This window comes from Prauserella shujinwangii, from assembly GCF_003001955.1.
Lineage (GTDB): Bacteria > Actinomycetota > Actinomycetes > Mycobacteriales > Pseudonocardiaceae > Qaidamihabitans > Qaidamihabitans shujinwangii.
The window spans coordinates 171,242-196,035 of record NZ_PVNH01000006.1 but is presented as its reverse complement, the minus strand read 5'-3'; the positions used below and the strand labels follow the sequence as shown (position 1 = coordinate 196,035).

Here is a 24,794-nt window from a genome sequence, read left to right as displayed (position 1 = left end):
GTAGCGTCGGGGAATGGCTGCCAGCGCAACCGAACGAGCCCACCTGCGGTTCGCCCTCGCTGTGCACCGCGCGGTCGCGGGGCGCTCGGGGGACTCCTGCTACTCGCCGTACTCGGTCGCCAGCGCGCTCGGCCTGGTCGCGACCGCGGGCCGCGGCGCCACCGGCGACGAGGTCGCGACCCTGCTCGCCGGCTCGGCCGACGGGGTGCCCGAGCAGGCGCGGCTGCTCCGCGAGGCCGCCGCCCTGCCCGGCGCGAGCGAGGGCCAGGACGGGGCCGTGCTCGCCGTGTCCAACACGCTGTGGGCCTGGGAGGAGCTGCGGATCGCGCACGAGTTCACCGGCGAGCTCGCGCGCTGGCCAGGGGGCACGCTGGCCACCGCGCCGTTCGTCAGCGACCCCGAGGCCGCGCGCGGCATGATCAACGCCGATGTCGCGAAGGCCACCCGCGACCTGATCCCCGAGCTGCTCTCGCCGGGCGACGTCGCCGACGACACGGTGGCGAGCCTGGTCAACGCCCTCTACCTGCGGGCCGGCTGGCTGTTCCCGTTCCGCGAGGACGACACCGCCCCGGCGGACTTCCACCCGCCGTCGGGCACCCGGCGGGTGCCGATGATGCGGCAGTCCGAGCAGCTCGGCTACGCCGCGGGCCACGGCTGGCGGCTGGTGAGCCTCGCCGCCGAGGGCGACGTGGAGGCCGTCGCGCTGCTGCCCGAGGGCGAGCTGGCCGACCAGGAGTCCACACTGGACGCCGACCTGCTGCGGGAGCTGCTCTCGGCCCGCCGCACCACCCAGGTGGACCTGGCGATGCCACGGTTCTCCCTGGACGTGCGCAGCGAGCTCACCCGCGCGCTGCGCTCGCTCGGCGTCGAGACGATGTTCACCCGCGCCGCCGACTTCGGCGCGCTCACCGAGGACGCCCGGATGTTCGTCTCCGGCGTGCTGCACCAGGCCGTGCTCCGCGTCGGCGAGAGCGGGCTGGAGGGTGCGGCGGCCACCGCCGCCATGATGCGGCTCGTGTCCATGCCCGCGGGTGAGCCGGTCACCGTGGAGCTGGACCGGCCGTTCCTGTTCCTCGTCCGTCACCGCGGCACCGGAGCGGTGTACTTCCTGGCCCGGATCGTCGAGCCGTGAGCCCCGCTCCGGTGGTGAGCGCGCCCGCCGCCCGGCCCGCTCCCGGCGCACCGCGCGGCACCGCGGGTCGTGGCCGCCACCTCGTCGACGTGGCGGTCCTGCTCGGCTACGCGCTCGCCGCGTTCCTCCTCTACCGTCCACTGTGGCTGGACCTCGAGCGTGGGTACCTCACGTTCAGCGGGCAGGACCAGCGCATGTGGGAGTGGTTCTTCGCGGTTACGGCGAAGGCCGTCGCGGGCCTGGAGAACCCGCTGTTCAGCGACCTGCAGAACTACCCGCTCGGCGTCAACCTCATGTCCAACACGGTCATGCTGGGCATCGGGGTGCCGCTGGCACCGGTCACGCTGGCCTTCGGCCCGACCGTCACGTGGGCGCTCGTCCTCACCGGCGGCCTCGCCGGCACCGCGGCGGGCTGGTACTGGGTGCTGTCCCGGCACGTCGTCGGCAGCCGTGCCGGCGCGGCGGCCGGCGGGGCCGTGTGCGCGTTCGCGCCGCCGATCATGTCGCACGCCAACGCGCACCCGAACTTCACCGCGCTGTTCGTGCTGCCGTTCATCGTGCTGTGGCTGATCCGGCTCGCGCACGGCGAGCGGCCGCTGCGCGGCGGGCTGGTGCTGGGCCTGCTGCTGGCCTTCCAGGTCTTCCTCGGCGAGGAGCCGCTGTTCATCGCGGCGATCACGCTGCTGGTGTTCGGCATCGCCTACGCGCTGGCGAACCCGGAGGACGCGCTGGAGCGGGCCCGCCCGCTCGCCGCGGGCGTCGGGGTGGCCGCCGCCGTGACGCTGGCGATCGTGGCGTACCCGCTGTGGTGGCAGTTCTTCGGCCCGCAGAGCTACTCGTCGCTGGAGCACGGCTTCGTCGGCAACGACCTGGCCGCGTTCACCGCGTTCTCCACCGAGTCGTTCGCGGGCGACCCGGAGGCGGCGCGGGAGCTGTCGCTGAATCGGACGGAGGAGAACGCGTTCTTCGGCTGGCCGCTGGTCGTGCTCATGGTGCTGGTGACCGCCTGGCTGTGGCGCAGCCCGGTGGCCAGGGCGACCGCCGTGGCCATGGTCACGATGGCGTGGCTGTCGGCGGGCGTGCTGATGATGGTCGACGGCACGGCCACGTCCGTGCCGGGCCCCTGGTTGCTCGTGTTCGACCGGCCGCTGTTCGACTCGGTGCTGGAGTCGCGGTTCGCGCTCGCCTGCGTGCCGTGCATCGGCGTGCTGCTGGCGATGGCCACCGACCGGGCGCTGCGGATCGGCCGGGACCCCGAACAGCGGCTGGGCTTCCGCATCCTGTGGTTCGGCGCGCTCACGATGGCGTTGCTGCCGATCGCGCCCACCCCGCTGCCGGTGTCGGAGCGGGACCCGGTGCCCGCGTTCTTCGAGCGCGGCACCTGGCGTGGATATGTCGACCCGGGCGGTTCGGTCGTCGTGGCCCCGCTGCCGGACACCGGCAACGCGCGGGCACTGCACTGGCAGATCGAGTCGGGGCTGGCGTTCCCGCTCGCCGAGGGCTACTTCGTCGGCCCCGGCACCGACGGCCGGGGCACCTACGGCGCCGTCCGCAGGCCGACCTCGCGGCTGCTGGAGGACGTGGACGACAGCGGTGAGGTGCCGCCGGTGACCGGGGAGGACCGGGAGCGGCTGCGCGAGGATCTGCGGTTCTGGCGGGCCGACGTCGTCGTCGTGCGGGCGCAGGCGGCCGAGGAACCGGTCCGCCGGACGGTGGAGCTGCTGCTGGGCAGGCGGGGCGAGCTGACCGGCGGCGTCTGGGCCTGGGACGTGCGCGCGCTGACCGGCGCGTGAGCCGGTCGCTGTCACACCGCGCGCGGCTGTCCCGTCCCCCTGTCATGCCACGTATCACAGGAGTTCCGACCAAGGCCGCCGGTCCGCTCGTCCGGCTCGCCTACCGTTTCGCCCGCCGCCGTTACGGGGCGGTGCCCGAGCCGTTCACCGTGGTCGCCCATCATCCGCGGCTGCTGCGGGCCTCGGCGGCGCACGAGCTGCTGGCCGAGCGCGCCTGCCGCACGTTGCCCGCGAACGTCCGCGAGCTCGCCGTCTACCGCACGGCGGTGCGGCTGGGGTGCTCGTGGTGTGTCGACTTCGGCACGATGCTGCAGAAGCACGAGGGCCTCGACATCGAGCGGCTGAAGGCCATCGACGACTACGCCACGTCGCCGGAGTTCTCCCGGCCGGAGCGCCTCGCGCTCGCCTACGCCGACGCCATGACGGAGACCCCGGTGGCCGTGACCGACGAGCAGGTCGCGGAGCTGGTGGCGGAGTTCGGCCGGGCCGGTGTGGTGGAGCTGACCTACCAGATCGGGCTGGAGAACATGCGGGCGCGGATCAACAGCGCGCTCGACATCACCGACCAGGGCTTCACCTCGGGCGACGCCTGCCGGGTCCCGGTGCCATCCGACGTCGACTCGTGAGTGTTCCCCGTGGTTCTAACCACGTTTCTCACTCACGACGGACGCGGGTAGCCGGGTGAGCTTGTCGGGGTTCACCACGTCGTACACCGCGACCACCCTGCCGTCGCGGAGGGCCAGCGTCTGCACGTGCGTGTCCAGGTCGCGGTAGCCGTCGCCGCCGGGCGCGGCCGGGACGTAGAGCCCGAGGTCGCCGTTGACCAGTACCGGCCGGGCCGTGGCGAACGCGCCCGGCCGGTACGTGCGCAGCAGGCCCTGGAAGAACCGCACCAGCTTGTCGGCGCCGGCGATGACCCGCCGCGCCGTGCGGCCCTTGCCGTCGGAGTCGCCGATCAGCACCACGTCCGGGTGCAGCGCCTCCGCCACCGCCCGCACGTCGCCCGACAGCACCGCGGCGGCGAACCGCTCCAGCACCTCCCGCTGCGCGGCCAGGTCGGCCCTCGGCGGCGGGTCGGCGTCGGCCACCGCGCGCCTGCCCCGGGACGCGTGCTGGCGGGCGGCCGCCGCCGAGCAGCCCAGGGTGGCCGCGATCTCGCCGAAGGGCACCGCGAACGCGTCGTGCAGCACGAACGCCACCCGCTGCTCGGGGGTGAGCCGCTCCAGCACCACCATCGCCGCCATCCGCACGCCGTCGTCGCGCACGACGGCGTCCAGCGGGTCCTCGCCGGGCGCACCGTCGGCGGGCGTGACGATCGGCTCCGGCAGCCACTCGCCGACGTACCGCTCCCTGCGGACGGCGGCCGAGCGCAGCCGGTCGAGGCAGATCCGCCCCACGACCGTGGTCAGCCACGCGCGCACGTCCCTGATCCGCTCCCGGTCGGCCGCGGGCAGGCCGGCCAGCCGCAGCCACGCCTCCTGCACCGCGTCCTCCGAGTCGGCCAGGGACCCGGTCAGCCGGTACGCCACCCCCACCAGGTGCGTGCGGTGCTCGGCGAACAGCCCGGCCAGTGCCTCGTCGGTCGACGCCATGGGCAGAGTATGGCCGAACCCGGTGACAGCCGGTGGCCTACAGTGAACCCCGTGGCGGGACGGATCCGGGAGAGCGACATCGCGCAGGTGCGTGAGCGCAATCGGATCGACGAGGTCGTCGGTGACTACGTGGCGCTGCGCCGGGCAGGCGGCGGTGCGCTGAAGGGGCTGTGTCCCTTCCACGAGGAGAAGACCCCGTCGTTCAACGTGCGCCCCACCCACGGCACGTTCCACTGCTTCGGCTGTGGCGAGGGCGGCGACGTCATCAAGTTCGTCATGCAGATCGAGCACCTCGGCTTCGTCGAGTCGGTCGAGCGGCTCGCCGACCGGGTCGGCCTGCAGCTGACCTACGAGGGCGGCGGGGGCAGCGTGCAGCGCGACCGCGGCACCCGCGCCCGGCTCGTGGAGGTGCACCGCGTCGCCCAGCAGTTCTACGCCGAGCAGCTGCGCACCCCCGAGGCCCAGCAGGCCCGCGAGTTCCTCACCGCGCGCGGCTTCGACGAGGCCGTCGCCGCGAAGTTCGGCTGCGGGTTCGCGCCCTCCGGCTGGGACCGGCTCACCAAGTACCTGCTCAACAAGGGCTTCGAGCTGACCGAGCTGTACAAGTCGCAGATCTCCAAGGAGGGCAGGCAGGGCCCCATCGACCGGTTCCACCGGCGCCTCGTGTGGCCGATCAAGGACCGCGGCGGGGACATCGTCGGCTTCGGCGCGCGCCGCATCTTCGACGACGACCCCATCCAGGCGAAGTACCTCAACACCAGCGAGAGCCAGATCTACAAGAAGTCGCAGGTGCTGTTCGGGCTGGACCTGGCCAAGCGGGAGATCGCGCGCAGGCACCAGGTGGTGGTGGTGGAGGGCTACACCGACGTGATGGCCATGCACGAAGCGGGCGTGCCGACGGCCGTCGCGTCCTCGGGCACCGCCTTCGGCGACGAGCACATGCGCGTGCTGCGGCAGCTCATGATGGACGACGACGCCTTCCGTGGCGAGGTGATCTTCACCTTCGACGGCGACGAGGCCGGGCAGAAGGCCGCGCTCAAGGCGTTCGAGGGGGACCAGACCTTCGCCGGCCAGACCTACATCGCCGTCGCCCCGGACGGGATGGACCCGTGCGAGCTGCGCCTGGCCAAGGGGGACGCGGCCGTGCGCGACCTCGTCGCGCGGCGGATCCCGCTGTTCGAGTTCGCCATCCGCAGCATCCTGCGCGACTACGACCTGGACTCGGTGGACGGCCAGGTGGCCGCGCTGCAGCGCACCGTGCCGCTCGTCGCGCAGATCAAGGACCGGGCCAAGCGGGACGGTTACGCCACCAAGCTGGCGTGGTGGGTCGGCTGGCAGGACGAGGCCATGGTGGTCCGCCGGGTGCGGGAGAGCTCCGGCGTGCCGGTGCAGGCGAGTGGCAGGCGCCGGGGGACGCAGAACGGCAACGGCTCCGCCAACGGTTCGGCGCCGCGGGACACCGTGGAGCGGCCGGATCCCCGGCACCCGGCGCTGCGCGCCCAGCGGGAGGTGCTCAAGGCGGCTCTGCAGGAGCCGGCGCTCACCGGACCCGAGTACGACGCGCTGCCCGAGGACGCGTTCACCCATCCCGCGTACGTCGCGGTGCACCGGGCGGTGCTCGCCGCCGGGGGAACGGGTTCCGGGCTCGCCGGTCCCGCGCTGATCGACGCGACCGCGCAGCACACCCCGGAGGGCACGGTGCGGTCGCTGCTGTCCGAGCTGGCGGTCGAGCCGCTGCGGGCCAAGGGCGAGGTGGACACCCGCTACATCTCCAGCGTGCTCGCCGCCGTGCAGGAACACCTGGTCGGGCGGCAGATCGGCGAGCTGAAGTCGAAGCTGCAGCGGCTGTCGCCGGTCGACGCCGCCGACGACTACCGTGCGCTGTTCGGGGACCTCGTGGCGCTGGAGCAGTACCGGAAGGCGCTGCGGGAGCAGGCCGTGAGCGGAATGGACTGATGGACTGGCTGCACAGGCTGCTGGGCCGGGGCGTGCCCGAGCCGATCGCGAGTGCGCTCGACCCCGGCGAGGAGGTGGTGGCGTCCGGACCGGTCGGCACCGGGGGACACGTCGCGGTCACCGCTCTCGGGCTGTGGGTGCCCGGCGGCCAGGGCGTGCGGCGCGTCGGCTGGCACCGGATCAGCAAGGCCACCTGGGCGGGTGACGTGCTCACCGTCGTCGAGGCCGAGGTCACCGGGCACGCCGGGCAGGCCGAGCTGCTCGCCGACCGGCGGCCCGCGCGGTTCGTGCTGCCGCGGCCCGGCCGGATCCCGCACACGGTGCGCCTGCGGGTCGAGGGGTCGATCCGGGACCGGTACCGCAAGGAGCTGTCCGGCGGCGGGGCGTGGTTCGTCGTGCGCAAGATCCCCGGGGAGGACCGCTCGGTGCTGCAGGTGCGGCCCGATCCGGGCACCGACGCCGGTGTCGTCGCGGCCATCGCCGAGGAGGCCGCGCGGAAACTGGCGGACCCCGAATTGTAGCAGTACGATCGTACTGTGAAGTGGGATCCGGCGCGCTACCTGGCCTTCGGCGACCTGCGGGCCAGGCCGTTCTTCGAGCTCGTCGCGCGCATCGACGCGGAGGCGCCCCGCCGGGTCGCCGACCTCGGGTGCGGGCCGGGCAACCTGACGGCCGCGCTCGCGCGGCGCTGGCCCGGGGCGATGCTGGAGGCGATCGACAGCTCGCCGGACATGGTGGCCGCCGCGCGGGAAGCCGGGATCGACGCGCGCGTGGCGGACGTCGGGAACTGGCGGCCGGAACCCGACACCGACGTGGTGGTGTCCAACGCCGTCCTGCACTGGGTCCCCGGGCACCGGGATCTGCTCCGGCGGTGGGCCGCGGACCTGCCCGAGGGCGCGTGGCTGGCGGTGCAGCTGCCGGGCAACTTCGGCGCACCGTCACACACGCTGATCCGCGAGCTCGCCGAGAGCGCGGAGTGGGCGCCGCTGCTGGGCGGCGTGCTGCGCGGCAGGGACACCGTGGACGACCCGATCGGGTACGCCGAGCTGCTCGCCGATGCCGGCTGCGCGGTGGAGGCGTGGGAGACGACCTATGTGCAGCGGCTGACCGGCCAGGACGCGGTGCTCGACTGGGTCACGGGTACGGCGCTGCGGCCGGTCCGCGACCGGCTGGACGAGGGCGGCTGGCAGCGGTTCCGCGCGCAACTGGCCCCGCTGCTGGCCGGGGCCTACCCGCGGCGCGCCGACGGCACGACGTGGTTGCCGTTCCGCAGGGTGTTCGCGGTCGCCCGGGTCGGTCAGGCCTGAGGGGTCCTCGGCTCGGACGCCGAGCGCACCTGCCCGTCGCTGGTGTACGACGGGGCCACCCGGCGCCCCACCGCGGGCACCCGCTCGCCGAGCTTCTCGCCCACCTTCGCCCGCGCCACCCCCGCGGCGCCCTGGACCGCGGGGTGGTCGGCGATCCGGCGGTAGGTCCGCACGATCTGCTCGTAGCGCGCCCGCCCGGCCCGCGCCCCGAGCACGTACCCCACGGCCGCGCCAAGCAGGAACGTCTTCATGCTCGTCTCGCCTCCTCCCGGCTGGCTGTCGCTGCGCCCCATTGTCCCCCAGCGACGCGCGGGGCGCTCGGGACGCGGTGGGCGGGGGTGCTGCGCGGCGTCGATCAACGATGCGTTAGAGTTCTCTCTCGTTGGCCGGGAACACCGCCCGGGCACACCGAGCATTCCCCCATAGCTCAATTGGCAGAGCATTCGGCTGTTAACCGAAGGGTTGCTGGTTCGAGTCCAGCTGGGGGAGCATCACCCCAGGTCAGGCGGCCTGGGGTTCGTGTTTTGTGGCCCCGGGTCGGGTCGGCCCGCCGGAAAGCCCGCCACTTTCACGCTCCGGTGTCCTCGCTGAACATGCCTCCCAGCGCCTCCGCCGAGGCCTGGTCGGCTACCTCGCGTCCGGTAGTGCTTCCCGGTGACGATGGGCGTGCCGCCGAGCTGGTCCGCGATCGCACTCAGCGGCAGGTCCGCCTCGGCCAGCACGGAAGCCGCCCGTCTTGCGGAATACGTGCGAGGTCGCCCAGCCGAGGTGAGCAGCCACACCTCTGGGTGGAGAAGTGACCGCCGCGGGGAGCTGGGAGCAGGCAGGTGCGAAAGGCACTCGAGATGACGCTCCCGGGCGTGCGGATCCATCGCTGGACCAGATCGCCACTGAGGGCGTCGCGCGCGACGCGGCTGGTGCCGCTGTCTCGGTGCACGATCCTGGCTAACGTGTTGGCCACCATTGCTTCTCTGCCAACGCCTCCCGAGAGCCGGTGCTGGCGGTCGATGCCGCCTATGGCCGATCAAGCGTGTGTTCGATGGCTTTCTGGCGTGCGCACGGCAAGCGTCGCTCACAGGCTCCGCGAGTCTGATGACCTCGCCATCCGGGCTTGTTCTATTTCATCACCAAGGCGCCCAATGCGATTATGGCCGACGCGCTAGCCGCGACCGCAGAAATTGATGCCGCTACGCCACCGATGCTGGACAGTACGCGAACAGTAAGTTTGCCCCACATGCTGAACTGCATGGACATATTGAGCTTTTGCCACTTGTGCTGACGCAGGTGGCATCCAAGAAGAAGCCCATGCGCGTTGTTTCTGCACGGTTCTTCATTACGTGTGACCGCACAACACCACATGGGTGCCTGGAACAGCGTATAAATAAGAACCAGCGTGGACAAGCTGGCTATCCAAACTGGTGTGAAGTTGGCACCAAACCAGCCGTAGGCTACAACCCCCAAGAGCAGGTACCCCCACAGCTGCCCAATTCTCCGCTTGGTCGCAGCTCTCATGCAGACAGATTTGCAGGGAAGATTACAACGATGATACCTCCATGCGGATGATGTGGGCCCTCCGACCGTGTGAGGGCCTTCTGTACGGTTCTGCACACCGCGTCGCCATCCGTGCTAAGCATGGCGCCATCCTGCAGAAGTATGAACAGTGCTCACGATTGGCGGATCATGGCGGAAACACGATCTGTGCGAAATCAAAGCCGGGCTGAACACTGGCCCCGCGCTTCGCGGCGACTCCTCCGTTAATGCTCGGCTTGCGGGTGTACGGTCACGGTGAGCGGGTCCCCACTGAGGCGGATCGGTTCCCAGGGTAACGGTGCTCCCCACTGACCCGGCGATCCTCGGGTACCGCTCGGTCACCTCGATGCGGGCGGACAGGGCCGAAGAGTTGGAAATCTCGGCCGACTTGGGCACCCGACCGAAGGGTTGCTGGTTCGAGTCCAGCTGGGGGAGCATCACCCCAGGTCAGGCGGCCTGGGGTTTCGTGTTTGGTGGCCCGTTCCGCTACGGTGCGGACCACTCCGGGCACAGGTGCCGCTTCGCGGCCTCGACGATGGTCTCCGACCGCTCGGTGAGGTTCTGGGTGGCCCAGCTCTCGTCGCTGTTCTTGATGAGCGACTCACCGACCCCGCGGCGGGTCGCGATGATGTCGCCGTTGGTGCTTTCGAGCAGGTCACAGGCCATCCGGCCGGTCTGGAGCCAGAGGTCCCGCGCGCCGGTGGCGACGTCGGCGGGGAACTGGCCGGAGCCCGCGAGCGCGTCGAGGTAGCCGTCGTCGGAGACGGGAGCGGGCGAGGGCGCCGTGGTCCGCGTCAGGGCAGGCGGCTCCGCGGCCGCCGGGGTGGTGGTGTCCGGGCTGCCGCAGGCGCCGAGCATCGGGGTGAGCACACCGATCACCGCCGCCACGACCACGGCACCGGCCGGGGACCTTCGCTTGATCTCCACGTATGCCCGATTCGTGTGGATCATGCTCGGCGTTACGTCCGCGGGGAACCGGGCTGGACAGGCCGGGACGCCGGGGTGATACTCCGCCCGTGCCCAGCGTCGACCGCCACGCGTACGCACAGCTCAGCACCGCCGAGGTGGCGGCGCGGGAGGCGTTCGCCTACTGGCGGGAGATGATCTGCGCGACGTTCGTGCGGCTCGCCGCCGAGCCCGTCTCCGGGGGCTCGTTCAGCGGCCGGATCGAACACGTGCCGGTGGGCGACGTCGAACTCTCCACCGTCGTCGCGGGCGGCCAGCACGTCCGCCGCACGCGCGACCTCATCGCCCGCGACACCGACGAGTTCCTGCTCGCCAGCATCCAGCTGCGGGGGCGCGGACGGGTCGAGCAGGACGGCAGGGTCGCGCCGCTCGCCGCGGGAGACATGGCCTTCTACGACAGCACCCGGCCCTACACACTCCACTTCGACGAGCCGTTCCATCAGCTCGTCGTGCAGCTGCCCAAGCGGGAGCTCCTGGTCCGCGACAGCCGGGGCCTGACGGCTCGGACGCTCGGCCGCGGCACCCCGGGCGGCGTCGTGTCGGCGTTCTTCCGTTCGCTGTCGGACACCGCGAGGTCCGGCACCGAGGGACTGACCGGCCTGGTGCCGCACGCGGTCGGCCTGCTGTCCGCGGCGGCGTCCCACGCGGCCCGGAGCGCGCCGGCGCCACCGGCCGCCGAGGCGTGGGCACGCGAGCGTGTCCTCGAGTTCCTCCGGCGGAACCTGGCCGACCCCGCGCTGGACGCCGACACCGTGGCCGGGGCCTGCGCGGTGTCCCGGCGCACGCTGTACCGGATCGTCGGCGCCGACGGGGTCGCCGGGCAGCTCCGCCGGATGCGCATCGAACGCGCCAGGGCGCTGCTGCTGGCCGACCCCGGACGGCCGGTGGGCAGCGTGGCGGCCGCCTGCGGCTTCGCCAGCGAATCCGGGTTCCACCGTGCGTTCCGCGCCGCCACCGGCCACGCGCCCGCCGAGTACCGCCGCGCGCACCGGGACGGCACGACCGGGCAGTGACCGTGGCACGGCCGGTCAGCCGCACCGGCCCCGCCCGCCGCAGGGTGAGTGGTCACCACTGGCATCCACGATCCGTTCCGGAGGTCACCATGGAAGGCACGGTTCGCGCGGCGGCGGTCCAGGCGGAGCCTGCCTGGCTCGATCTCGTCGCCGGCGTCGACAGGACCCTCGACCTGATCGGGCAGGCCGCGGCGGGCGGCGCGCGGCTCGTCGCGTTCCCGGAGACGTTCCTGCCCGGCTACCCGTGGTGGATCTGGCTCGACTCGCCCGCGGCGGGCATGGCCTACGTTCCCCGGTACGCGGCCAACTCGATGACCCGCGACGGTGCCGAGATGCGCCGGATCCGGGAGGCGGCCGCGCGGCACGGCATCCACGTCGTGCTCGGCTTCAGCGAACGGGCGGGCGGCAGCCTCTACATGGCGCAGGCCTTCGTCTCCGACACCGGCGAGCTCGTCTCCGTGCGCCGCAAGCTCAAGCCGACACACGTCGAACGCTCCGTGTTCGGCGAGGGCGACGGCAGCGACCTGCAAGTCCACGACACCGCGCTGGGCAGGCTCGGGGCGCTGAACTGCTGGGAGCACCTGCAGCCGCTGACCAAGTACGCGCTGTACAGCCTGGGGGAGGAGATCCACGTCGCGTCGTGGCCCAGCTTCTCGGTCTACCGCGGCGCCGCCCGCGCGCTCGGCCCCGAGGTCAACACCGCGGCGAGCATGATCTACGCGGTGGAGGGGCAGACGTTCGTGGTCGCGCCCTGCGCGGTCATCGGTCCCGCCGCGCGGGAGCTGTTCTGCGACAGCGAGGTCAAGCGGCAGCTGCTGCGCCCGGGTGGCGGGTTCGCGCGCATCTACGGGCCGGAGGGATCGCCGCTGGCGGAACCGCTGCCGGAGACCGAGGAGGGCATCCTCTACGCCGACCTGGACCCGGATCTCATCGCGATCGCCAAGTCGGCCGCCGACCCGGTGGGCCACTACTCGCGTCCCGACGTGCTGCGGCTGCTCGTCAACCGCAACGGCACGCCGCGGGTGGTGGAGGCGCCGCCCGAGGAGCAGCCGGTGTTCCCCGAGACCGCGCCCGCCGCCGCCCCGGCGTGAGGAGGGACGGTGCGGGAATCGGCGATCCCGGCGCACCTGGCGACCACGCGGACGCGGCCTGCCCGGCGGGAACCCGGCTGGAGCCCGCCGTACCCGTCCTACGTTGCCCGGTTCGCACCGGCGGTGACCAGCGTGGCGATCGTGTGTTTCGGCGTGCAGCACCGGACCGCGAGCGAACCGGCCGACGTGCGGGCCGCACTCGCCGAACTGGCCGAGGCGAGCGCGGACCCCGACGGCCCCGGCAGGCTGGACCGCGCGGCGTACGTCGACGAGGCCGGCTACCGGACGGTGCTCGGCCTCGGCTACTGGGACGACCCCGGGCGGTACGACCGCTGGTTCGCCCGGTTCCGGCCACGGTGGCTCGGTGAGCGCCGCTCCGGCGGCGACACCGGGTTCTTCGTGGAGGCGCTGCGGCCCTCGGTGTCGCGGTTCGAGACGCTCTTGTCGAACGACCGCCGCGAAGGTGTGGCCTGCCTGGCGGACGGCCTCAGCGGGGAGATCGCCGAGCACGGCTACTGGGGCGGCGCCCGGGACAGGCTGCCGGTCGCGCAGACCGATCCGCTCGAACCGGGCGCGCCACCCACGCTCGTGCGGGACGGCGGCCTGCGGGTGGTGCGGGGACAACACAATCTCTGCCTCATCCGGTCCGGGCAGGACTGGACCGACACCGACGGCGACGAGCGACGCAGGTACCTGGACGAGGTGGAGCCGGTCCTGCGCGCGGGCATGGACTTCCTGCGCGACGAAGGCCAGGCCGTGGGCTGCTACGCGAACCGGTACGCGCGGCTGCTCGGGGAGGACGGTGAGCCGGTCGACAAGACCTTCGGGATGAGCTGGTGGCGCAGCCTCGGCCACCTCGACCGGTGGGCGAGGGACCATCCCACGCACCAGGCGATCTTCGGCCAGGCGATGAGGTACCTGTCCGCGCTCGGAGCCGGTGCCCGGCTGCGGCTGCACCACGAGGTGGTCGTCGCCGCGGCCGCGGAGCAGCGGTTCGAGTACCTCGGCTGCCACCCCCGCACCGGGCTGCTGCGGGGGGTCGGTTCAGCGCGGTGACGGCGGGATCTCGACCGCCTGCCCGCTGACGCGCACCCGGTCGTCGTTCCCGGAGAGGGTCACCAGCAACCGGCTGGGCCTGCCCATGTCCTCGCCCTGGCGCACGGTGATCCGGTCCGCCCGGGCGAGCCCCAGCGCGCGCAGGTAGCCGCCGAACGCGGCCGCCGCGGCGCCGGTGGCGGGGTCCTCGACGAGACCGCCGTTCGGGAACGGGTCCCGCGCGTGGAAGGTCGTGTCGTCCTCGCGCCAGAACAGGTGCACGGTCGTCCAGCCGCGCTCGCGCATCACCCCGGCGAGGCCGTCGAAGTCGTAGTCGAGGTCGGCGAGCCGCTCGCGGGAGCGCGCGGCCAGCATCAGGTGGTCGTTGCCCGCGAAGGCGACGTGCGGCGGGAACGCGGGGTCGAGGTCGTCGTCGGCCCAGCGCAGCACCTTCAGCGCGGCGGCCAGCTCCGCGGGCTCGGCCGGGCGCGTGCGGGTGGCGACGCTGGTCAGGGTGGCCCGGAGCGTGCCGCCGTCCTCGGTGACGTCCAGCGGGATCTCCCCGGCCGGGGTCGTGAACACCAGCGCGCCGGGCCCGTGCCGCCGCGCGAGCGCCACGGCCGTGGCGACCGTCGCGTGCCCGCAGAAGGCCACCTCGATGCGGGGCGTGAAGTACCGCAGGTCGTACCGCCGTGTCTCGTCGTCCCCGGCGGTGACGAAGGCGGTCTCCGAGTAACCCACGTCGGCGGCGATGCGCAGCATGTCGGCCTCGCCGAGCGCGCCCGCGTCCAGCACCACGCCCGCCGGGTTGCCGCCCGCGGGATCGTCGGTGAACGCGGCGTAGTGCAGGACATCGGTCATCGGCTGGGCTCCCCGGGCGGTGGACTGGCGTGGTGGAGACTACTCCCACGCCACCGGCTATAGTTCCACCTCACTGGGGGTCGGCCGGTCGCCGCGAAGTCGCTGGCTAAGCTCCAGGGAGGGAGCGCGGGGCCCGCCGGACGGATGGCACCACGATTCCCGGGCCGGTAGCTCAGTTGGTCAGAGCAGGGGACTCATAATCCCTTGGCCGCGGGTTCGAGCCCCGCCCGGCCCACACCGCCACACCTGCATTTCTGGCCCTTGACCAGGCAAAACGCCGATAATTTCCGATCATGGCTTCTGCTGTGCTCTGCCGCCGTTTGCCCCCGTTTGCCACCCTCCACGGGACAGTCACGGGACAGATCAGTGGTCCTCCAAAGCGGTCTCGATCAGGGAATTCATCCGCTCCCGCTGACCGTCGATGCACTTGGCGTAGACCTTGAGCAGCACGTCCACCGAGTGTCCCGCACGGGCGGCGACCTCGGTCGCGGGTAGGCCGGAGTTCAGCCAGAGCGAGACGCAGGCGTGCCGCAGGTCGTAGGGCACGGCCGCGAGCATGGAGCGCCGCTGCGCATCGGTCAGCGCGTACAACCGAGCTTCCTGCCAGACCCGCCCGTAAGTGGACGATTGCACGGCAGCTCCGCGCGGCGATCGAAACAACCGACCGTCCTCGGACGTGCCGTAGGTGTCGATGTGCCGCCGCAGGATCGCGACGAGCGCGGGCGGGATCGGGACGTGCCGTCGTTCCTTGGGGGAGCGGTGCTTGAGCCCGCGCTGATCGTGTGCCTCACCCGAATCCGTCCACCGTTTGCCCGCAGCGGGCCGAGTCTCACCGAGCACGAGTTCGCCCCACCGTCCGTCGTCGGGAAGCGTGCAGTCGGTATCGCGCAGGCCCATCACCTCGCCCGGTCTGGCGCCCGCGTAGTAGATCGTGGCGAAGAAGGCGACCAGCCGCCGACCCCGATCCGGGTCACGCTCGCCCACGTAGGTCAGTGCCGTCAGCAGTTCCCGAACTTGGCGCGGTTTCGCCACGACACCGGGGTCCACCTGATCGACACCTTTGGCCACGGAGTGCTTCACGCGGACGATCGGGTTGTCCGGGATCAACTCCCGTTCCACCGCGTAGGACAGCAGGTTGTACAGAGCCGACCGCTTGCGCCGGTACAGCTTCTCCGACACCGGCGAGCCGTCGAGCTTGACCGTGAGCGCGTCGAGCACGTCCCGGATCACCGGGGTCTCGGTCAGCTCGTACAGCGGCCGGGAGTTGCGGACCAACCACGAGACGATCTCGGCGTCCTGCTCGGGCACCTCGGCGGCACGTGCCGGGGGAGGCAGCAGGTACCACGACAGCACCCGCCGCAACTCCCGCACACTCGGTCGGCCGGGACCGTCCTTCACGAACGCAGCCCCGGCCGACGAGAGCCCATCCACGATGCCCGCCCGACTGGTCGCGGCAGCGGCAGGCCACTTCATATCCATATAGGACTGTGCGAATTCCAGGAACGATAACGAGTCACGCCGCTTGACCTCCGAGAGTGGGAGACCTGAGCGCACCTCGAACGGCTCACCGGTGCGGGCCGCACGCATCAACTCCGAACGCCGGGAGTTCGCCTGCGCCTTGTTCGCGAACCACTCGGAATGCTCCTGCGTGTCGGTCACCCACCGCACCCCGTACGGCCGCCGCCGCTTCGCCTTCTTCTGAATCTCCCAGAACCGCACGTTGAACGTGGTGCTCACGCCGCGTCCTCCGAGATCCGATCCAGCCAGTCCAGGAAGTCACTCCGCTTGCACCGCAACTCGCCGTTGGGCAGCGGGAAGCAACGCGGCCCCTTCCCGGTCTGCCGCCACTTGTAGAACGTGTCCCGCGAGATACCCAGCGCGTCCAGGATCTCGGGCACCGTCATCAGCTCCACGAGCTGCCGCACCGTCTTTCTGTCAGCCATTGCGCCCCTCCCCATCAGGCCGCCGCTTGCTCAATTGCCGAAGTTTCTGGGCCGCCTGGCGGTCCGGCCGCCGCGAGTAGTGCGCGGTCGTATTCGGCCTTCCAAGCGATCCGCTCCGATATGGCGTGCATGAGCAGGTGTGCGCGGGGTGGGACGTGGGGGTCGCCGGATTCGACCTTGCGCCAGATCAACCGTGACGTGTCCCGTTCCGGTTTCTCGATGCCGACCCCGGCGAGCATGTCCCGCACGAACGTCTTGCGATCCGCCTTGTGATCGGCCAGGGACTTGCCGGACCACTTCCGCGACACCAGCACCCGCCGACCCGGCAACCCCAAGGTGGCCCGCCGATGAGCACGGCCCTTGCAGTGGCCCGGAGTCATCTTGGAGTTCGCGCCTTGTGGCTGGACTCCGTACAGGAGCCAGACCGCGCAGCGAGGCGAGCATGGGGTAATGGCCAGCTCGGCGTGCAGGCGGTCGTGGTGGTCCCGTTGCCGGTTGGAGTTGGCTTCCACGACTTCACCGGTGGATTTGGTGAGGTATTTGGTCAGGTAGCCGATGTGCCGTCCGGCTTCTTCCGAGCCGCCGAGGATGCCTTTGGAGTGCACCTGACGTCCGAAGGTCACCACGTGCGCCGGTTCGTCCACGTCCTCCACCGCGTCATCCCAGGTGCTCAGAGGTTGGCGGGTGTCGGGGTCAACGAAGCCCCGAGTGCGCATGTCCCACACCGGCACCGCATCCCCGTCGTAAACGAGCTGGTCATGGGCAGGCCACCAGACCTGGTGATAGGTAGCCGCGGTGACCTGCCGGATCACCTCGTGCGGCACAGATCCACGGATCGCGGTGTGCAGGTGGGGTGCGGCCCGCTTCTGCGGTTCGACCGTGGCGAAGTACTGCACGTCTCACCCGACGACCCGGCGCAGGTTCTGCCACCACCGATCGATGAGCGCGGAGAAGTGGACCGCGTCCCGTGCTGCCCTGCGGTAGTCATACGACGAGGGGTCAACCGGCGTCCCGTCGTCGCGGACACGGCCGTAGGTGTCACAGGTCAGCGTGACGAACATCGAGGGCCGGAACTTGCCCGCGTATTCACGTCCCACAGTGCGCTTCTCCACCCGCCGCCGGGGGAGGTTCGGGGCATCCTGACGTCGCTTCGTGGACCGCTTCGTCGGCTTCTTCGCGGGCAGTTCGACGGAGGGGAGTCGTCCGCGCATGCCGGAGGCGCGTAGCTCGTCATCGACCGAGCGGATCTCTTCCCGTAGCTCGTCGGCCTGGCCCTCATCCCCGACAGCAGCCGTCTCCCGATACGCCGCTACCAGATCCGCCCGGAACGCCGGCAGTTCCGTCTGCTCATCGGTCGGAGGTTTCGGGGTGAAGTCCGGTTCTTCCTCCATATGCCAGCCCTCACGGCACTGGGCCTGCCGGAGCGCTTTGGCCTTCTTCGCACACGGCAGACACACCGACTCGACCGTCGAGCCGCACGGCACCGCGACATACCGCAGCTCTCCGGTGTCGGGGTCGCCCACTTCCATGGTGAACGGCCGCACACATACCCCGTGCTTCTCGGCCGTGGCCTTCATGACCTCCGTGGACAGCGGCATCCGCATCCGCTCCGCCCGCGTGCCGGCGGTTGGGGTGGGGGCCGGGGTCTGGTTGTGCTGGTCAGTCATGCGACCTCACCTCCCTCCCGCTCGTTCTCGCGACGGTCAGGAAAGGCCAGGACGTCCGCCCGCTGTGTCGGCACACCGGTCACATAGGTGACCAGCTCGTCCAAGTCCCCATCAGTCACGTGGAACGCACGAGCGCGGACGGGTTCGCGTCGACCGTCTTCCTTCACCCACGCCACACCCGGTGTGTTCTCCGAAATCTCCTGCGCCGTCGCACCCCGTTCCCGCACACCGTCACCAAGGACCATGTCCACCTGCGCCTTCTCATCCAGACGCATTGCGATACGGGTCGAGAACAAGTGCCGGAACGACACCACTTCCTTGCGCGGGTCCTGCAACAACCCGAGGACACAGACACCGGGTGCGCGGCCCTGGCTGGTGATGGCCTGCACCGCCCGAGAGGCACGCTCCCGAAGCTGCTTGTCGCTTTGGTAGGCGATCACGTCGGCCAGCTCATCGACCACCAGCAGGATGAACGGGTCACCGGTCGCCGGGGTCCAGGACCGCAACCGACCCCGGTAGCGGGACGCCCGTTCCTTGACGGTGGCGGCGATCTCTTCCAACAGCGCCACGGCATCCGGGCCGTTGTCATAGACGACCCGCTGGAAGACCTCGGGTGCTTGGCCGAGTTCCATGCCGCCCTTGGGATCGATGCCCACCAGACGGACAGCGCCCGAGCGCACGAGGGGAGCCAGGGCCCAGATGATCGACCACAGCAGCGAGCCCTTGCCCGCACCTGTCGCACCCACGGTCAGCAGGTGTGTTCCCAGTAGCTTGATGCGCCAGGGACGGCCGGTTTCGGTGCGGCCGACAGTCAAGCGCTTGAGGTCCACCGCCGTCGCGTCCTCAGTGAGCGCAGGGACTCCGAACGGGCGGACGAGCGGGTCACGGTGGACGAGGTCGAGTTCAAGACGGCCGGGGCGACGGACCCGGACGCGGCAGGATTGGGCCTTGAAGGAGTGTGCGAGGCCGGAGGCGTGGCGTTCCCACTGCTCGGGTGCCTGACCTTTGATCATCGTCACGCGGACGCGGTCGCGCCAGCCTTCCGAGCGTACGCGTCCGAGCTTGGGCCGGTACTCCTTGCCCCGGCTGGTCTTCGCCAAGTCAGACAGGCGCATGACGGTGCGCCACTGGCAGGCGTAGACCGACATGCGCCGGTACTCCGTACGTGCCTCGGGCAGGGCGAACCGCTCGAACGAGGAGCGGTGCAGCCGCCACCACAGCAGCAGGACGAGGGCGACGCCCGCCAGGACGAAGGCGAGTGTCCAGTGTCCGGCCTTCCAGTCGAGCCAGCCGACGAGCACGGCCGTGATGATGACCAGGGGGTAGCGGTAGATGACCCGCACCAGGTGGAACAGCAACCAGCAGGTCACCCACACCAGCGCGAACGGGGCCGCGATCCACTTGACCCAGGTGGGCAGCATCGTCCACCACGGCAGCCGAGGCCGGGCCACCTCCAACGGAGCCGGGTCAACCCAACGGGAACCATTCGTCGTGGTCCGCATCAGCGACCACCACCCGCACGCCGAGGCGAAAGGGGCAGGTCGAGACGTCCCGCGCAGGTGGCGCACTCGGTGTCGCCCGGCAGCAGGCGCGCGAACTTCTTACACGTGGCACAGCGCGTCCGGGGGACCCCCTCTAGCGCTGAGCGCTTGTCGTTGTCTATCGTTGCCACTTGTCTACTCCGTCTGGTGTGGACAGCGCAGGAGCGGCAAGGTTGGTCGCCGGTCCGCTTCTGCGCCTGACGTTGAATCACTGAAACTGGACGTGCTTCATCGCCGCACGACCTAGCGTGCGTTGACTATCTACAGTGGACTCTTGTTGTTTGGGCTACTTCTGTGGCGGCGGTTTCATGGCTTTCTGTCGCTCACGGTCGGCCCAGTACAGCGCCTCGTGGTGGTGGCCCCGGTCGACTTCCGCGATCTCGGCATACACGCGGGCGCTGCGCAGGTAGTACTCCCGCCACACGGCCGGGGCCGCGTCCTCGCTCGGGCGTAGCGCGCTGAGTGCGTCGTGGGCCTGCATCAACGTGCGGGCTTGCCGGGCCTCCCGCCACTTGTCCTGGTTCACCGTGTCACCTCCCTTCCGGTGTGTGAGGGTCATGCGCGCCGCCGGGTGCCGGATCGGACCGACGCGACACCGCAAATGCCGTCGGTGGAGCGGGCTTGCCAGTGACGGGCCTGTTCCTCGAAGGCCTGTGCGGCGGATTCGAGCGCGGCGAGCATCCACCACGGCAGCTCCGGGTTCCCGGCGATGGCGCGCCAGGAGGCCGCGACGGCCCAGGAGGCCGAAGCCATGTCCTGAGCCGTCGCCGCGTCTACCTGCCGGGTCCGGGCCACGAGTTCCGAGGTCGCGCCATAGTGGCGGTAAGCCTCTTCCCAGGCCCGGACCTGCTTCTTGGTTGCCATCACGACGTCTCCGCGTCCAACTCGGCGGCCGTCATGCGGCCTTGGCCGTGGACTCACCCGCACCGGACGCGGCAGAAGACTTGCCGGAGGGAGTCGAGCGCCCGCCAGCACTGGCCGGGGCCTTGAACCCGGTCGCGCGGAAGACGTAGGACTGGTACTTGAACTCGCCGTTGCCCGCCACCTTCGGCTCAGCCGTCAGCCCCTCCAGCTCGATCGGCCGCATACCCGGCAACGCTTCCTCCGTGGTCGGCACCGGCTGCACATCCGCGAGGAACGTGACCTCGTACGAGGCGCGCTTGGCGTTGGTCTGGTCCGGGTCGGTGACCGTGACCTTCCACTGCCGCTTACCGGTGGCCTCGTCCACCCGCTGCCGGGCGGGCTTGCCCATCGCCTTGTCCTCACGGGACTGGTACTCCGTGTCCGGCGACACTTCGCCCACCATCACCAAGCCCTGCGGGAACGCCTCATCGAATTCGATCGGGAACCGGTACCCCTTGGGGATCGCCATCGTTGTTGACCTTTCCTGTGGGTTCTTCTCCTGTTGTCCGCCCTGTGCGGCGGCACACCCCCACAATCGGTCGGATGGCTGTCCAGTCACGACACCGTGCGTGTCGCATCTCGAACTTCCCGTACTCATCGAGTCTCGTCTGTGTCTCGTCTTGGTGGTAGGGTCGTCTCCCGACCGACCGCAACCGGGGGAGACGACAGGGATGGCCGACAAGCCGATCGTGTTGAAGGTGTTGCTGCGGCAACGGCATCTTCAGGGGCACCGGACGTTCTGCCGGGAGTACGACAAGCTCGCCAAGCAAATCGACGCCGAGCTGGTGGGGAGCTGGCCGAGCAAGGCGCAGTTCTACCGGTGGCTGGCCCGGGACCTGCAAGGGCTGCCGTACGCGCACCACTGCCGGATCTTGGAAGCGATGTTCCCCGGCTGGACCGCCGAACAGCTCTTCCAGGAACACACCGGCGGTATCGAGTTCGTGCCCGAGCCCCCAGCGAAGGGCACCGCCACCCCGCCCGCGCAACCGGCGTTGCCAAGCACGCAGGGCATGGCCGACGTGACCGCCGTGTTCCCCAGCCGCCCCGCGTTCTCCCACGAGATCCCGCCGCACAAGCTGTTCGACAACGCCGAGAAGATCAGCATGGTCGGGCTGTCGCTGAACATGCTGTGCCAGAGCTACCCCGACAAGTCGCTACTGGACCTGCTGGAAACCGGCACGGTGGTCGAGTGCCTGTTCCTCGACCCGCACGGGCACAACATCGCCGAACGCGAGCGCGAAGAGTCCCACCCGGCCGGGGTGCTCTCCACCCTCACCACACTCAACATCCAGACCCTGCAACGCCTGCACGGCAAACTCTCCCCCGAGGCACGCGGGAACCTGCGGCTGCGCACCTACGACGAGCCGGTGCGGTTCAACATCACCGTCATCGACGACACCACCTGCGTCATCCAGCCCTACCTCCCCGACGCACGCGGAGTCGAGTCACCCACCCTCGTCGCCGAACGCAAACCCGGCGTGCCGGGACTGTTCGACACGTTCTCCCAGGTGTTCGACACCATGTGGGCGCGCAGCAAGGAGATCACCGCGTGAACGACCTCAACCACCTGCTCGGCGTCGCCCAGGAAGCCGTCGAAATCGGGGCCAAGCTGATGACCACCTCAGCCCCCGGAGTCGTGCGCGCGAAAGGCGACCGCGACTACGTCAGCGACCTCGACCTACAGATACAGCACGAAATCCGCGACCACCTCCACCAAGCGACCCCCGATTTCGACTTCCTCGGCGAAGAAGAAGGCGGCGGGGCGATCGATGAAACTACCGACTACGTATGGGCGCTCGACCCCATCGACGGCACCTCCAACTTCGCCCACGGCATCCCGCTCTGCGCCACCTCACTCGCCCTCGTCCACCGAGGCCAACCCATCATCGGCGTCATCACCGCACCCTTCCTCAACCAGCGCTACCACGCAATCAAAGACGGGGGTGCCTACTGCAACGGCCAACCCATCCACGCCAGCAACACCACCGACCTCAACCGCGCCATCGTCACCATCGGCGACTACGCCACCGGCCCCGGAGCCGAAGAAAAGAACCAACGCCGCTTCGCCGTCACAAAGAAGTTGGCCGAGAACGTCGAACGCATCCGCATGATCGGCGCAGCCTCCCTCGACCTCGCCTGGGTAGCCGAAGGCCGCACCGACGCCTGCATCATCCTCAGCAACAAACCCTGGGACATGGCAGCCGGGACAGTGGTGGCACGAGAAAGCGGAGCGCAGGTGACCGACGCAGCAGGACAGCCTCACTCCAGACGATCTACAGAGACCATCGCGGTCAACGAACACATCTGGACCCAGCTAAGTCCTCTCCTGAACGAGTAACAGGCCCGACAGCGAGGCATAGAGGTTGGCCACCTATTAGGAGGCAGCATGGCCCGCAGGGACTACTACCACGACCCGAACGCACCGGCCGCCACTTTAGCTAGTCCGCTATTTTATGTCTGTTGAAAATCGGATCTGTCGACCATTACTTCCGCCAGGGGAACATAGTGGTACTCTTCTCTCCAGTCGTTATTGATGGAAATAGTGGTCGTATCGAAACCGTAAATTGCAAGCGACTCCGGCATTTTCTTGCCGTTTTCGATGTACTCTGCGTGCAACTTCTTTATGTTTCGCTGCTGTGCAATGGGGAGTTTGGACACGTCAAAGACGATGGGAGTAGCAAGATTCGCCTCATAGTCATGGAGGCACCACTTGATGTTGCCATCTGGATGAAACACTGCGAGTAGTGACGAACGTTCCGCGTCAGGTTGGCGACGTTGACCAACCTGTTCGGTTCGCAATCGCGACATTGCTTGTCGCCAACGAGCAAAGGTGTCATCCCAGCTTGGCTCGTCGGCATCTTTCAGAAGTTCTCGCAGTCGTCGGGAGTAGACACCTCGAGACTTAAGGCCTGCTCGCCCGACTAGAGAGATAGCGGTGCGGGGATACCGCGCAAGTGTGCTAGATGTAGTGAGTCGATTGCATACAAAATCGCAAAGCGAATTAATGGCATGACGTGCACCTTGAGCTTCTTGAAGAGTGGGAACATAGCCAGCGTGAACGATCCGATGCCGCACCTCGGCAACGCCTTTATTCCATTGCATTAATGGTCCGTTCGTTGTTAAGTCCCACGATCCTCCGAGTCGACTGGCATACTCGCGCTTTACGCGAGTTTCAAGGCCGTTGATCCATCGATCTGCCGCTGTCTCCGGCGTCATTTTCTCTTCCCAGTAAAGGTGGAACAACAGCTCGTCTAGTAACGATTCTGCCGAAAGCGCCCAGAATAGTACGCCGGATCTGGTGTCCCCTTGGCGATAGAGTGCGACATCAGCCTCTCGGTACAGATCCAGATGGGAACTAAAGGTGCCGCGATCCACCCGACCTCGCATACGGACCATATCTCTGATTTGCTCTTGCGAAAGAGTTCGAGGACGCATTAGCGACCAAAGATTTCGATTGACCTCCATGACAACTTGTCGCGTTCTGTCTGGAACTCCCACGTCTCGAAGTTGTCGTAGCGTGATTGGCAAGCCGTGAGGAAGGCGTTCCTTGTTCACTAAAGTGATTGGGTGTCTAGTTATAGCATAGTAGGACTTCTGCACGTTTCTGACGTCTTTTAAGGCGACTTCAAGTGCGGAATATAGTCTCCGCTTCAACGTATCTGGATCATACTCGACTAATGGCCATAGTTCGATGTTTAGATCTGTATCTGCATTTCCTTCGAGATATGCGTCATCGCTAATTAATTCCTCGATAGTTGATACTTCGCCGATCAATCTGAGTGGTACGGCCGCTTCGATAACTGTTACCTCTCCAATGCCCGATTCTGCTGCCTCGCGAATTCGTTCCTGGATGTGGTCCGGTAGAGAATTGCCGGTTGTAAATCTTGTGTCTGCATCAACATGAAACCGTTCACCTGATGCAATTTCTGCCACAACTGCTGCGGTATCGATTCCTGAGCGGGAGACTGGGTCAGCTGTTACGTGGTGGACCAAAAGAGAGCTAGATAAAGACTTCTTGTTAAACCAGACCTGCCTACGTTTTTTTCGTCGAAGTTTTTTGCGCGCCTTCTCGCTTTGCAGGATGACTTGGCCCCGATTGTTGTCGAGTGATTGATATGCTAGTTCGTATGGTGCCTCTTCCAGGATACGCACCATGTCACTGTTTAGATTTATATATGACTCTATTGGCTGACCGGCGGGCAAACCCAAGGGTTCCACGAGTGGCAAGTGGAAGGTTGCAATTATTTGATCGAGTTGTGTTACGAGCCAAGTTCCCTTGTCTAGATTCGACATGGTGCGACCTTCCGGGCGTTGTCGTCTTCGTTTCATTGCGCTACGCATATCAAAGATCCACTCGTAAAGTGAGAGGTGCAGGTGCGATATGCGTGCACCGCTTTCGTGTGATGTGGCGCTGCAGTTGCCGAATTTGCCTCTATGGGATCAAGGCGCGCCGCCGTCGGCGGC

At 68.8% G+C, this 24,794-nt stretch carries 22 protein-coding genes, 2 tRNA genes and 1 pseudogene; 13 read left to right on the top strand and 12 right to left on the bottom strand.

The genetic code is table 11. From position 1 onward, the window contains the following. Positions 1 to 13: 13 nt before the first annotated feature. Genes B0I33_RS16240 through B0I33_RS16230 form a run of 3 tightly spaced genes read left to right on the top strand, consistent with a single transcriptional unit; the run spans position 14 to position 3,551 of the window. Positions 14 to 1,132 (top strand): serpin family protein, encoded by a 1,119-nt coding sequence (locus B0I33_RS16240; protein WP_106179619.1) that lies wholly within the window; start codon positions 14 to 16, stop codon positions 1,130 to 1,132. After that, positions 1,129 to 2,925: a glycosyl transferase gene (locus B0I33_RS16235; protein ID WP_425440483.1), complete on the top strand. Its 1,797-nt coding sequence runs from the start codon at positions 1,129 to 1,131 to the stop codon at positions 2,923 to 2,925. Before B0I33_RS16240 ends, B0I33_RS16235 begins: the two co-directional genes overlap by 4 nt. 44 nt (positions 2,926 to 2,969) lie before the next feature. Continuing rightward, positions 2,970 to 3,551 (top strand): carboxymuconolactone decarboxylase family protein, encoded by a 582-nt coding sequence (locus tag B0I33_RS16230; protein ID WP_106179618.1) that lies wholly within the window; start codon positions 2,970 to 2,972, stop codon positions 3,549 to 3,551. 15 nt (positions 3,552 to 3,566) lie between these two features. On the opposite strand, the gene B0I33_RS16225 is transcribed toward B0I33_RS16230, so the two are convergent. Then, positions 3,567 to 4,517, bottom strand: coding sequence for a sigma-70 family RNA polymerase sigma factor (locus B0I33_RS16225; protein WP_106179617.1), 951 nt, complete (start codon positions 4,515 to 4,517; stop codon positions 3,567 to 3,569). A gap of 9 nt (positions 4,518 to 4,526) precedes the next feature. On the opposite strand from B0I33_RS16225, the gene dnaG reads away from it, so the two are divergent. The 3 genes from dnaG to B0I33_RS16210 are packed head-to-tail and all read left to right on the top strand — an operon-like array spanning position 4,527 to position 7,780. Continuing rightward, complete coding sequence (dnaG, locus tag B0I33_RS16220; RefSeq protein WP_106179616.1) at positions 4,527 to 6,473, top strand: DNA primase; 1,947 nt, start codon at positions 4,527 to 4,529, stop codon at positions 6,471 to 6,473. Then, a complete protein-coding gene (locus B0I33_RS16215; protein WP_106179615.1) occupies positions 6,473 to 6,994 on the top strand; it encodes a hypothetical protein in 522 nt (173 codons plus the stop codon). The genes dnaG and B0I33_RS16215 overlap by 1 nt, the downstream gene beginning before the upstream one ends. Before the next feature lie 15 nt (positions 6,995 to 7,009). Next, entirely contained in the window at positions 7,010 to 7,780 is a 771-nt protein-coding gene (locus B0I33_RS16210) for a trans-aconitate 2-methyltransferase (protein ID WP_106179614.1), read from the top strand. On the opposite strand, the gene B0I33_RS16205 is transcribed toward B0I33_RS16210, so the two are convergent. Further along, a complete protein-coding gene (locus tag B0I33_RS16205; protein ID WP_106179613.1) occupies positions 7,771 to 8,031 on the bottom strand; it encodes a hypothetical protein in 261 nt (86 codons plus the stop codon). The two genes, B0I33_RS16210 and B0I33_RS16205, sit on opposite strands and share 10 nt — an antisense overlap. 165 nt (positions 8,032 to 8,196) lie before the next feature. Between B0I33_RS16205 and B0I33_RS16200 the strand changes: the two genes are divergently transcribed. Then, positions 8,197 to 8,269, top strand: a tRNA-Asn gene (locus tag B0I33_RS16200). A gap of 1,527 nt (positions 8,270 to 9,796) precedes the next feature. On the opposite strand, the gene B0I33_RS16190 is transcribed toward B0I33_RS16200, so the two are convergent. Continuing rightward, positions 9,797 to 10,261, bottom strand: a complete 465-nt coding sequence (locus B0I33_RS16190) for a DUF732 domain-containing protein (protein ID WP_181193326.1) — start codon at positions 10,259 to 10,261, stop codon at positions 9,797 to 9,799. Between the two features lie 65 nt (positions 10,262 to 10,326). Here B0I33_RS16190 and B0I33_RS16185 point away from each other — a divergent pair, with 65 nt between their 5' ends. From B0I33_RS16185 to B0I33_RS16175, 3 genes are all read left to right on the top strand, one after another. Beyond that, positions 10,327 to 11,289, top strand: a complete 963-nt coding sequence (locus B0I33_RS16185; RefSeq protein ID WP_181193325.1) for an AraC-like ligand-binding domain-containing protein — start codon at positions 10,327 to 10,329, stop codon at positions 11,287 to 11,289. 89 nt (positions 11,290 to 11,378) lie between these two features. Next, positions 11,379 to 12,380, top strand: a complete 1,002-nt coding sequence (locus B0I33_RS16180) for a carbon-nitrogen hydrolase family protein (RefSeq protein WP_106179610.1) — start codon at positions 11,379 to 11,381, stop codon at positions 12,378 to 12,380. Positions 12,381 to 12,389: 9 nt separating this feature from the next. Beyond that, a complete protein-coding gene (locus tag B0I33_RS16175; protein WP_106179609.1) occupies positions 12,390 to 13,436 on the top strand; it encodes a phenylacetaldoxime dehydratase family protein in 1,047 nt (348 codons plus the stop codon). Here B0I33_RS16175 and B0I33_RS16170 read toward each other — a convergent pair. Further along, entirely contained in the window at positions 13,425 to 14,276 is an 852-nt protein-coding gene (locus B0I33_RS16170; RefSeq protein ID WP_106179608.1) for a PhzF family phenazine biosynthesis isomerase, read from the bottom strand. The two genes, B0I33_RS16175 and B0I33_RS16170, sit on opposite strands and share 12 nt — an antisense overlap. Before the next feature lie 161 nt (positions 14,277 to 14,437). Here B0I33_RS16170 and B0I33_RS16165 point away from each other — a divergent pair. Then, positions 14,438 to 14,511, top strand: a tRNA-Ile gene (locus B0I33_RS16165). Positions 14,512 to 14,639: 128 nt separating this feature from the next. Here B0I33_RS16165 and B0I33_RS30425 read toward each other — a convergent pair. The 7 genes and pseudogenes from B0I33_RS30425 to B0I33_RS16130 form a co-directional block, all read right to left on the bottom strand. Then, positions 14,640 to 16,013 (bottom strand): tyrosine-type recombinase/integrase, encoded by a 1,374-nt coding sequence (locus B0I33_RS30425; protein ID WP_106179607.1) that lies wholly within the window; start codon positions 16,011 to 16,013, stop codon positions 14,640 to 14,642. Beyond that, positions 16,010 to 16,219: a helix-turn-helix transcriptional regulator gene (locus B0I33_RS16155; protein WP_106179606.1), complete on the bottom strand. Its 210-nt coding sequence runs from the start codon at positions 16,217 to 16,219 to the stop codon at positions 16,010 to 16,012. Before B0I33_RS16155 ends, B0I33_RS30425 begins: the two co-directional genes overlap by 4 nt. Before the next feature lie 14 nt (positions 16,220 to 16,233). Then, a pseudogene (locus B0I33_RS16150) lies at positions 16,234 to 17,886 on the bottom strand (replication initiator). Then, the gene (locus B0I33_RS16145; RefSeq protein WP_245900746.1) at positions 17,883 to 19,307 is read right to left on the bottom strand and encodes an FtsK/SpoIIIE domain-containing protein; all 1,425 of its coding nucleotides are present in this window, start codon (positions 19,305 to 19,307) and stop codon (positions 17,883 to 17,885) included. The pseudogene B0I33_RS16150 and the gene B0I33_RS16145 overlap by 4 nt, the downstream one beginning before the upstream one ends. A gap of 406 nt (positions 19,308 to 19,713) precedes the next feature. Then, on the bottom strand, positions 19,714 to 19,953 hold the full coding sequence (locus B0I33_RS16140; RefSeq protein WP_281259422.1) for an AMED_5909 family protein: 240 nt from the start codon (positions 19,951 to 19,953) through the stop codon (positions 19,714 to 19,716). A 29-nt stretch (positions 19,954 to 19,982) separates the two neighbouring features. Then, on the bottom strand, positions 19,983 to 20,291 hold the full coding sequence (locus B0I33_RS16135; protein WP_146147511.1) for a hypothetical protein: 309 nt from the start codon (positions 20,289 to 20,291) through the stop codon (positions 19,983 to 19,985). Positions 20,292 to 20,322: 31 nt separating this feature from the next. After that, positions 20,323 to 20,799, bottom strand: a complete 477-nt coding sequence (locus B0I33_RS16130; RefSeq protein WP_106179603.1) for a hypothetical protein — start codon at positions 20,797 to 20,799, stop codon at positions 20,323 to 20,325. Between the two features lie 202 nt (positions 20,800 to 21,001). On the opposite strand from B0I33_RS16130, the gene B0I33_RS16125 reads away from it, so the two are divergent. Continuing rightward, positions 21,002 to 21,883 carry a DUF5919 domain-containing protein gene (locus B0I33_RS16125; protein ID WP_106179602.1) on the top strand — a complete coding sequence of 294 codons (882 nt, stop codon included), beginning with the start codon at positions 21,002 to 21,004 and terminating at the stop codon, positions 21,881 to 21,883. Next, on the top strand, positions 21,880 to 22,668 hold the full coding sequence (locus B0I33_RS16120) for an inositol monophosphatase family protein (RefSeq protein WP_106179601.1): 789 nt from the start codon (positions 21,880 to 21,882) through the stop codon (positions 22,666 to 22,668). The genes B0I33_RS16125 and B0I33_RS16120 overlap by 4 nt, the downstream gene beginning before the upstream one ends. A 113-nt stretch (positions 22,669 to 22,781) precedes the next feature. Here the strand turns inward: B0I33_RS16120 and B0I33_RS29675 are convergent, their stop codons facing one another. Then, positions 22,782 to 24,482: a hypothetical protein gene (locus B0I33_RS29675; RefSeq protein WP_146147510.1), complete on the bottom strand. Its 1,701-nt coding sequence runs from the start codon at positions 24,480 to 24,482 to the stop codon at positions 22,782 to 22,784. Positions 24,483 to 24,794: the final 312 nt, after the last annotated feature.

Excerpts from the sequence above, each read along its gene's own strand:
- dnaG (WP_106179616.1), top strand. The coding sequence starts at position 4,527 with ATGGCCGAACCCGGTGACAGCCGGTGGCCTACAGTGAACCCCGTGGCG.
- B0I33_RS16135 (WP_146147511.1), bottom strand. The coding sequence starts at position 20,291 with ATGGCAACCAAGAAGCAGGTCCGGGCCTGGGAAGAGGCTTACCGCCAC.
- B0I33_RS16180 (WP_106179610.1), top strand. The coding sequence starts at position 11,379 with ATGGAAGGCACGGTTCGCGCGGCGGCGGTCCAGGCGGAGCCTGCCTGG.
- B0I33_RS16240 (WP_106179619.1), top strand. The coding sequence starts at position 14 with ATGGCTGCCAGCGCAACCGAACGAGCCCACCTGCGGTTCGCCCTCGCT.
- B0I33_RS16225 (WP_106179617.1), bottom strand. The coding sequence starts at position 4,517 with ATGGCGTCGACCGACGAGGCACTGGCCGGGCTGTTCGCCGAGCACCGC.
- B0I33_RS16230 (WP_106179618.1), top strand. The coding sequence starts at position 2,970 with ATGCCACGTATCACAGGAGTTCCGACCAAGGCCGCCGGTCCGCTCGTC.
- B0I33_RS16190 (WP_181193326.1), bottom strand. The coding sequence starts at position 10,261 with ATGATCCACACGAATCGGGCATACGTGGAGATCAAGCGAAGGTCCCCG.
- B0I33_RS16170 (WP_106179608.1), bottom strand. The coding sequence starts at position 14,276 with ATGACCGATGTCCTGCACTACGCCGCGTTCACCGACGATCCCGCGGGC.
- B0I33_RS16205 (WP_106179613.1), bottom strand. The coding sequence starts at position 8,031 with ATGAAGACGTTCCTGCTTGGCGCGGCCGTGGGGTACGTGCTCGGGGCG.
- B0I33_RS16125 (WP_106179602.1), top strand. The coding sequence starts at position 21,002 with ATGGCCGACAAGCCGATCGTGTTGAAGGTGTTGCTGCGGCAACGGCAT.
- B0I33_RS16155 (WP_106179606.1), bottom strand. The coding sequence starts at position 16,219 with ATGGCTGACAGAAAGACGGTGCGGCAGCTCGTGGAGCTGATGACGGTG.
- B0I33_RS16215 (WP_106179615.1), top strand. The coding sequence starts at position 6,473 with ATGGACTGGCTGCACAGGCTGCTGGGCCGGGGCGTGCCCGAGCCGATC.
- B0I33_RS16130 (WP_106179603.1), bottom strand. The coding sequence starts at position 20,799 with ATGGCGATCCCCAAGGGGTACCGGTTCCCGATCGAATTCGATGAGGCG.
- B0I33_RS16145 (WP_245900746.1), bottom strand. The coding sequence starts at position 19,307 with ATGCTGCCCACCTGGGTCAAGTGGATCGCGGCCCCGTTCGCGCTGGTG.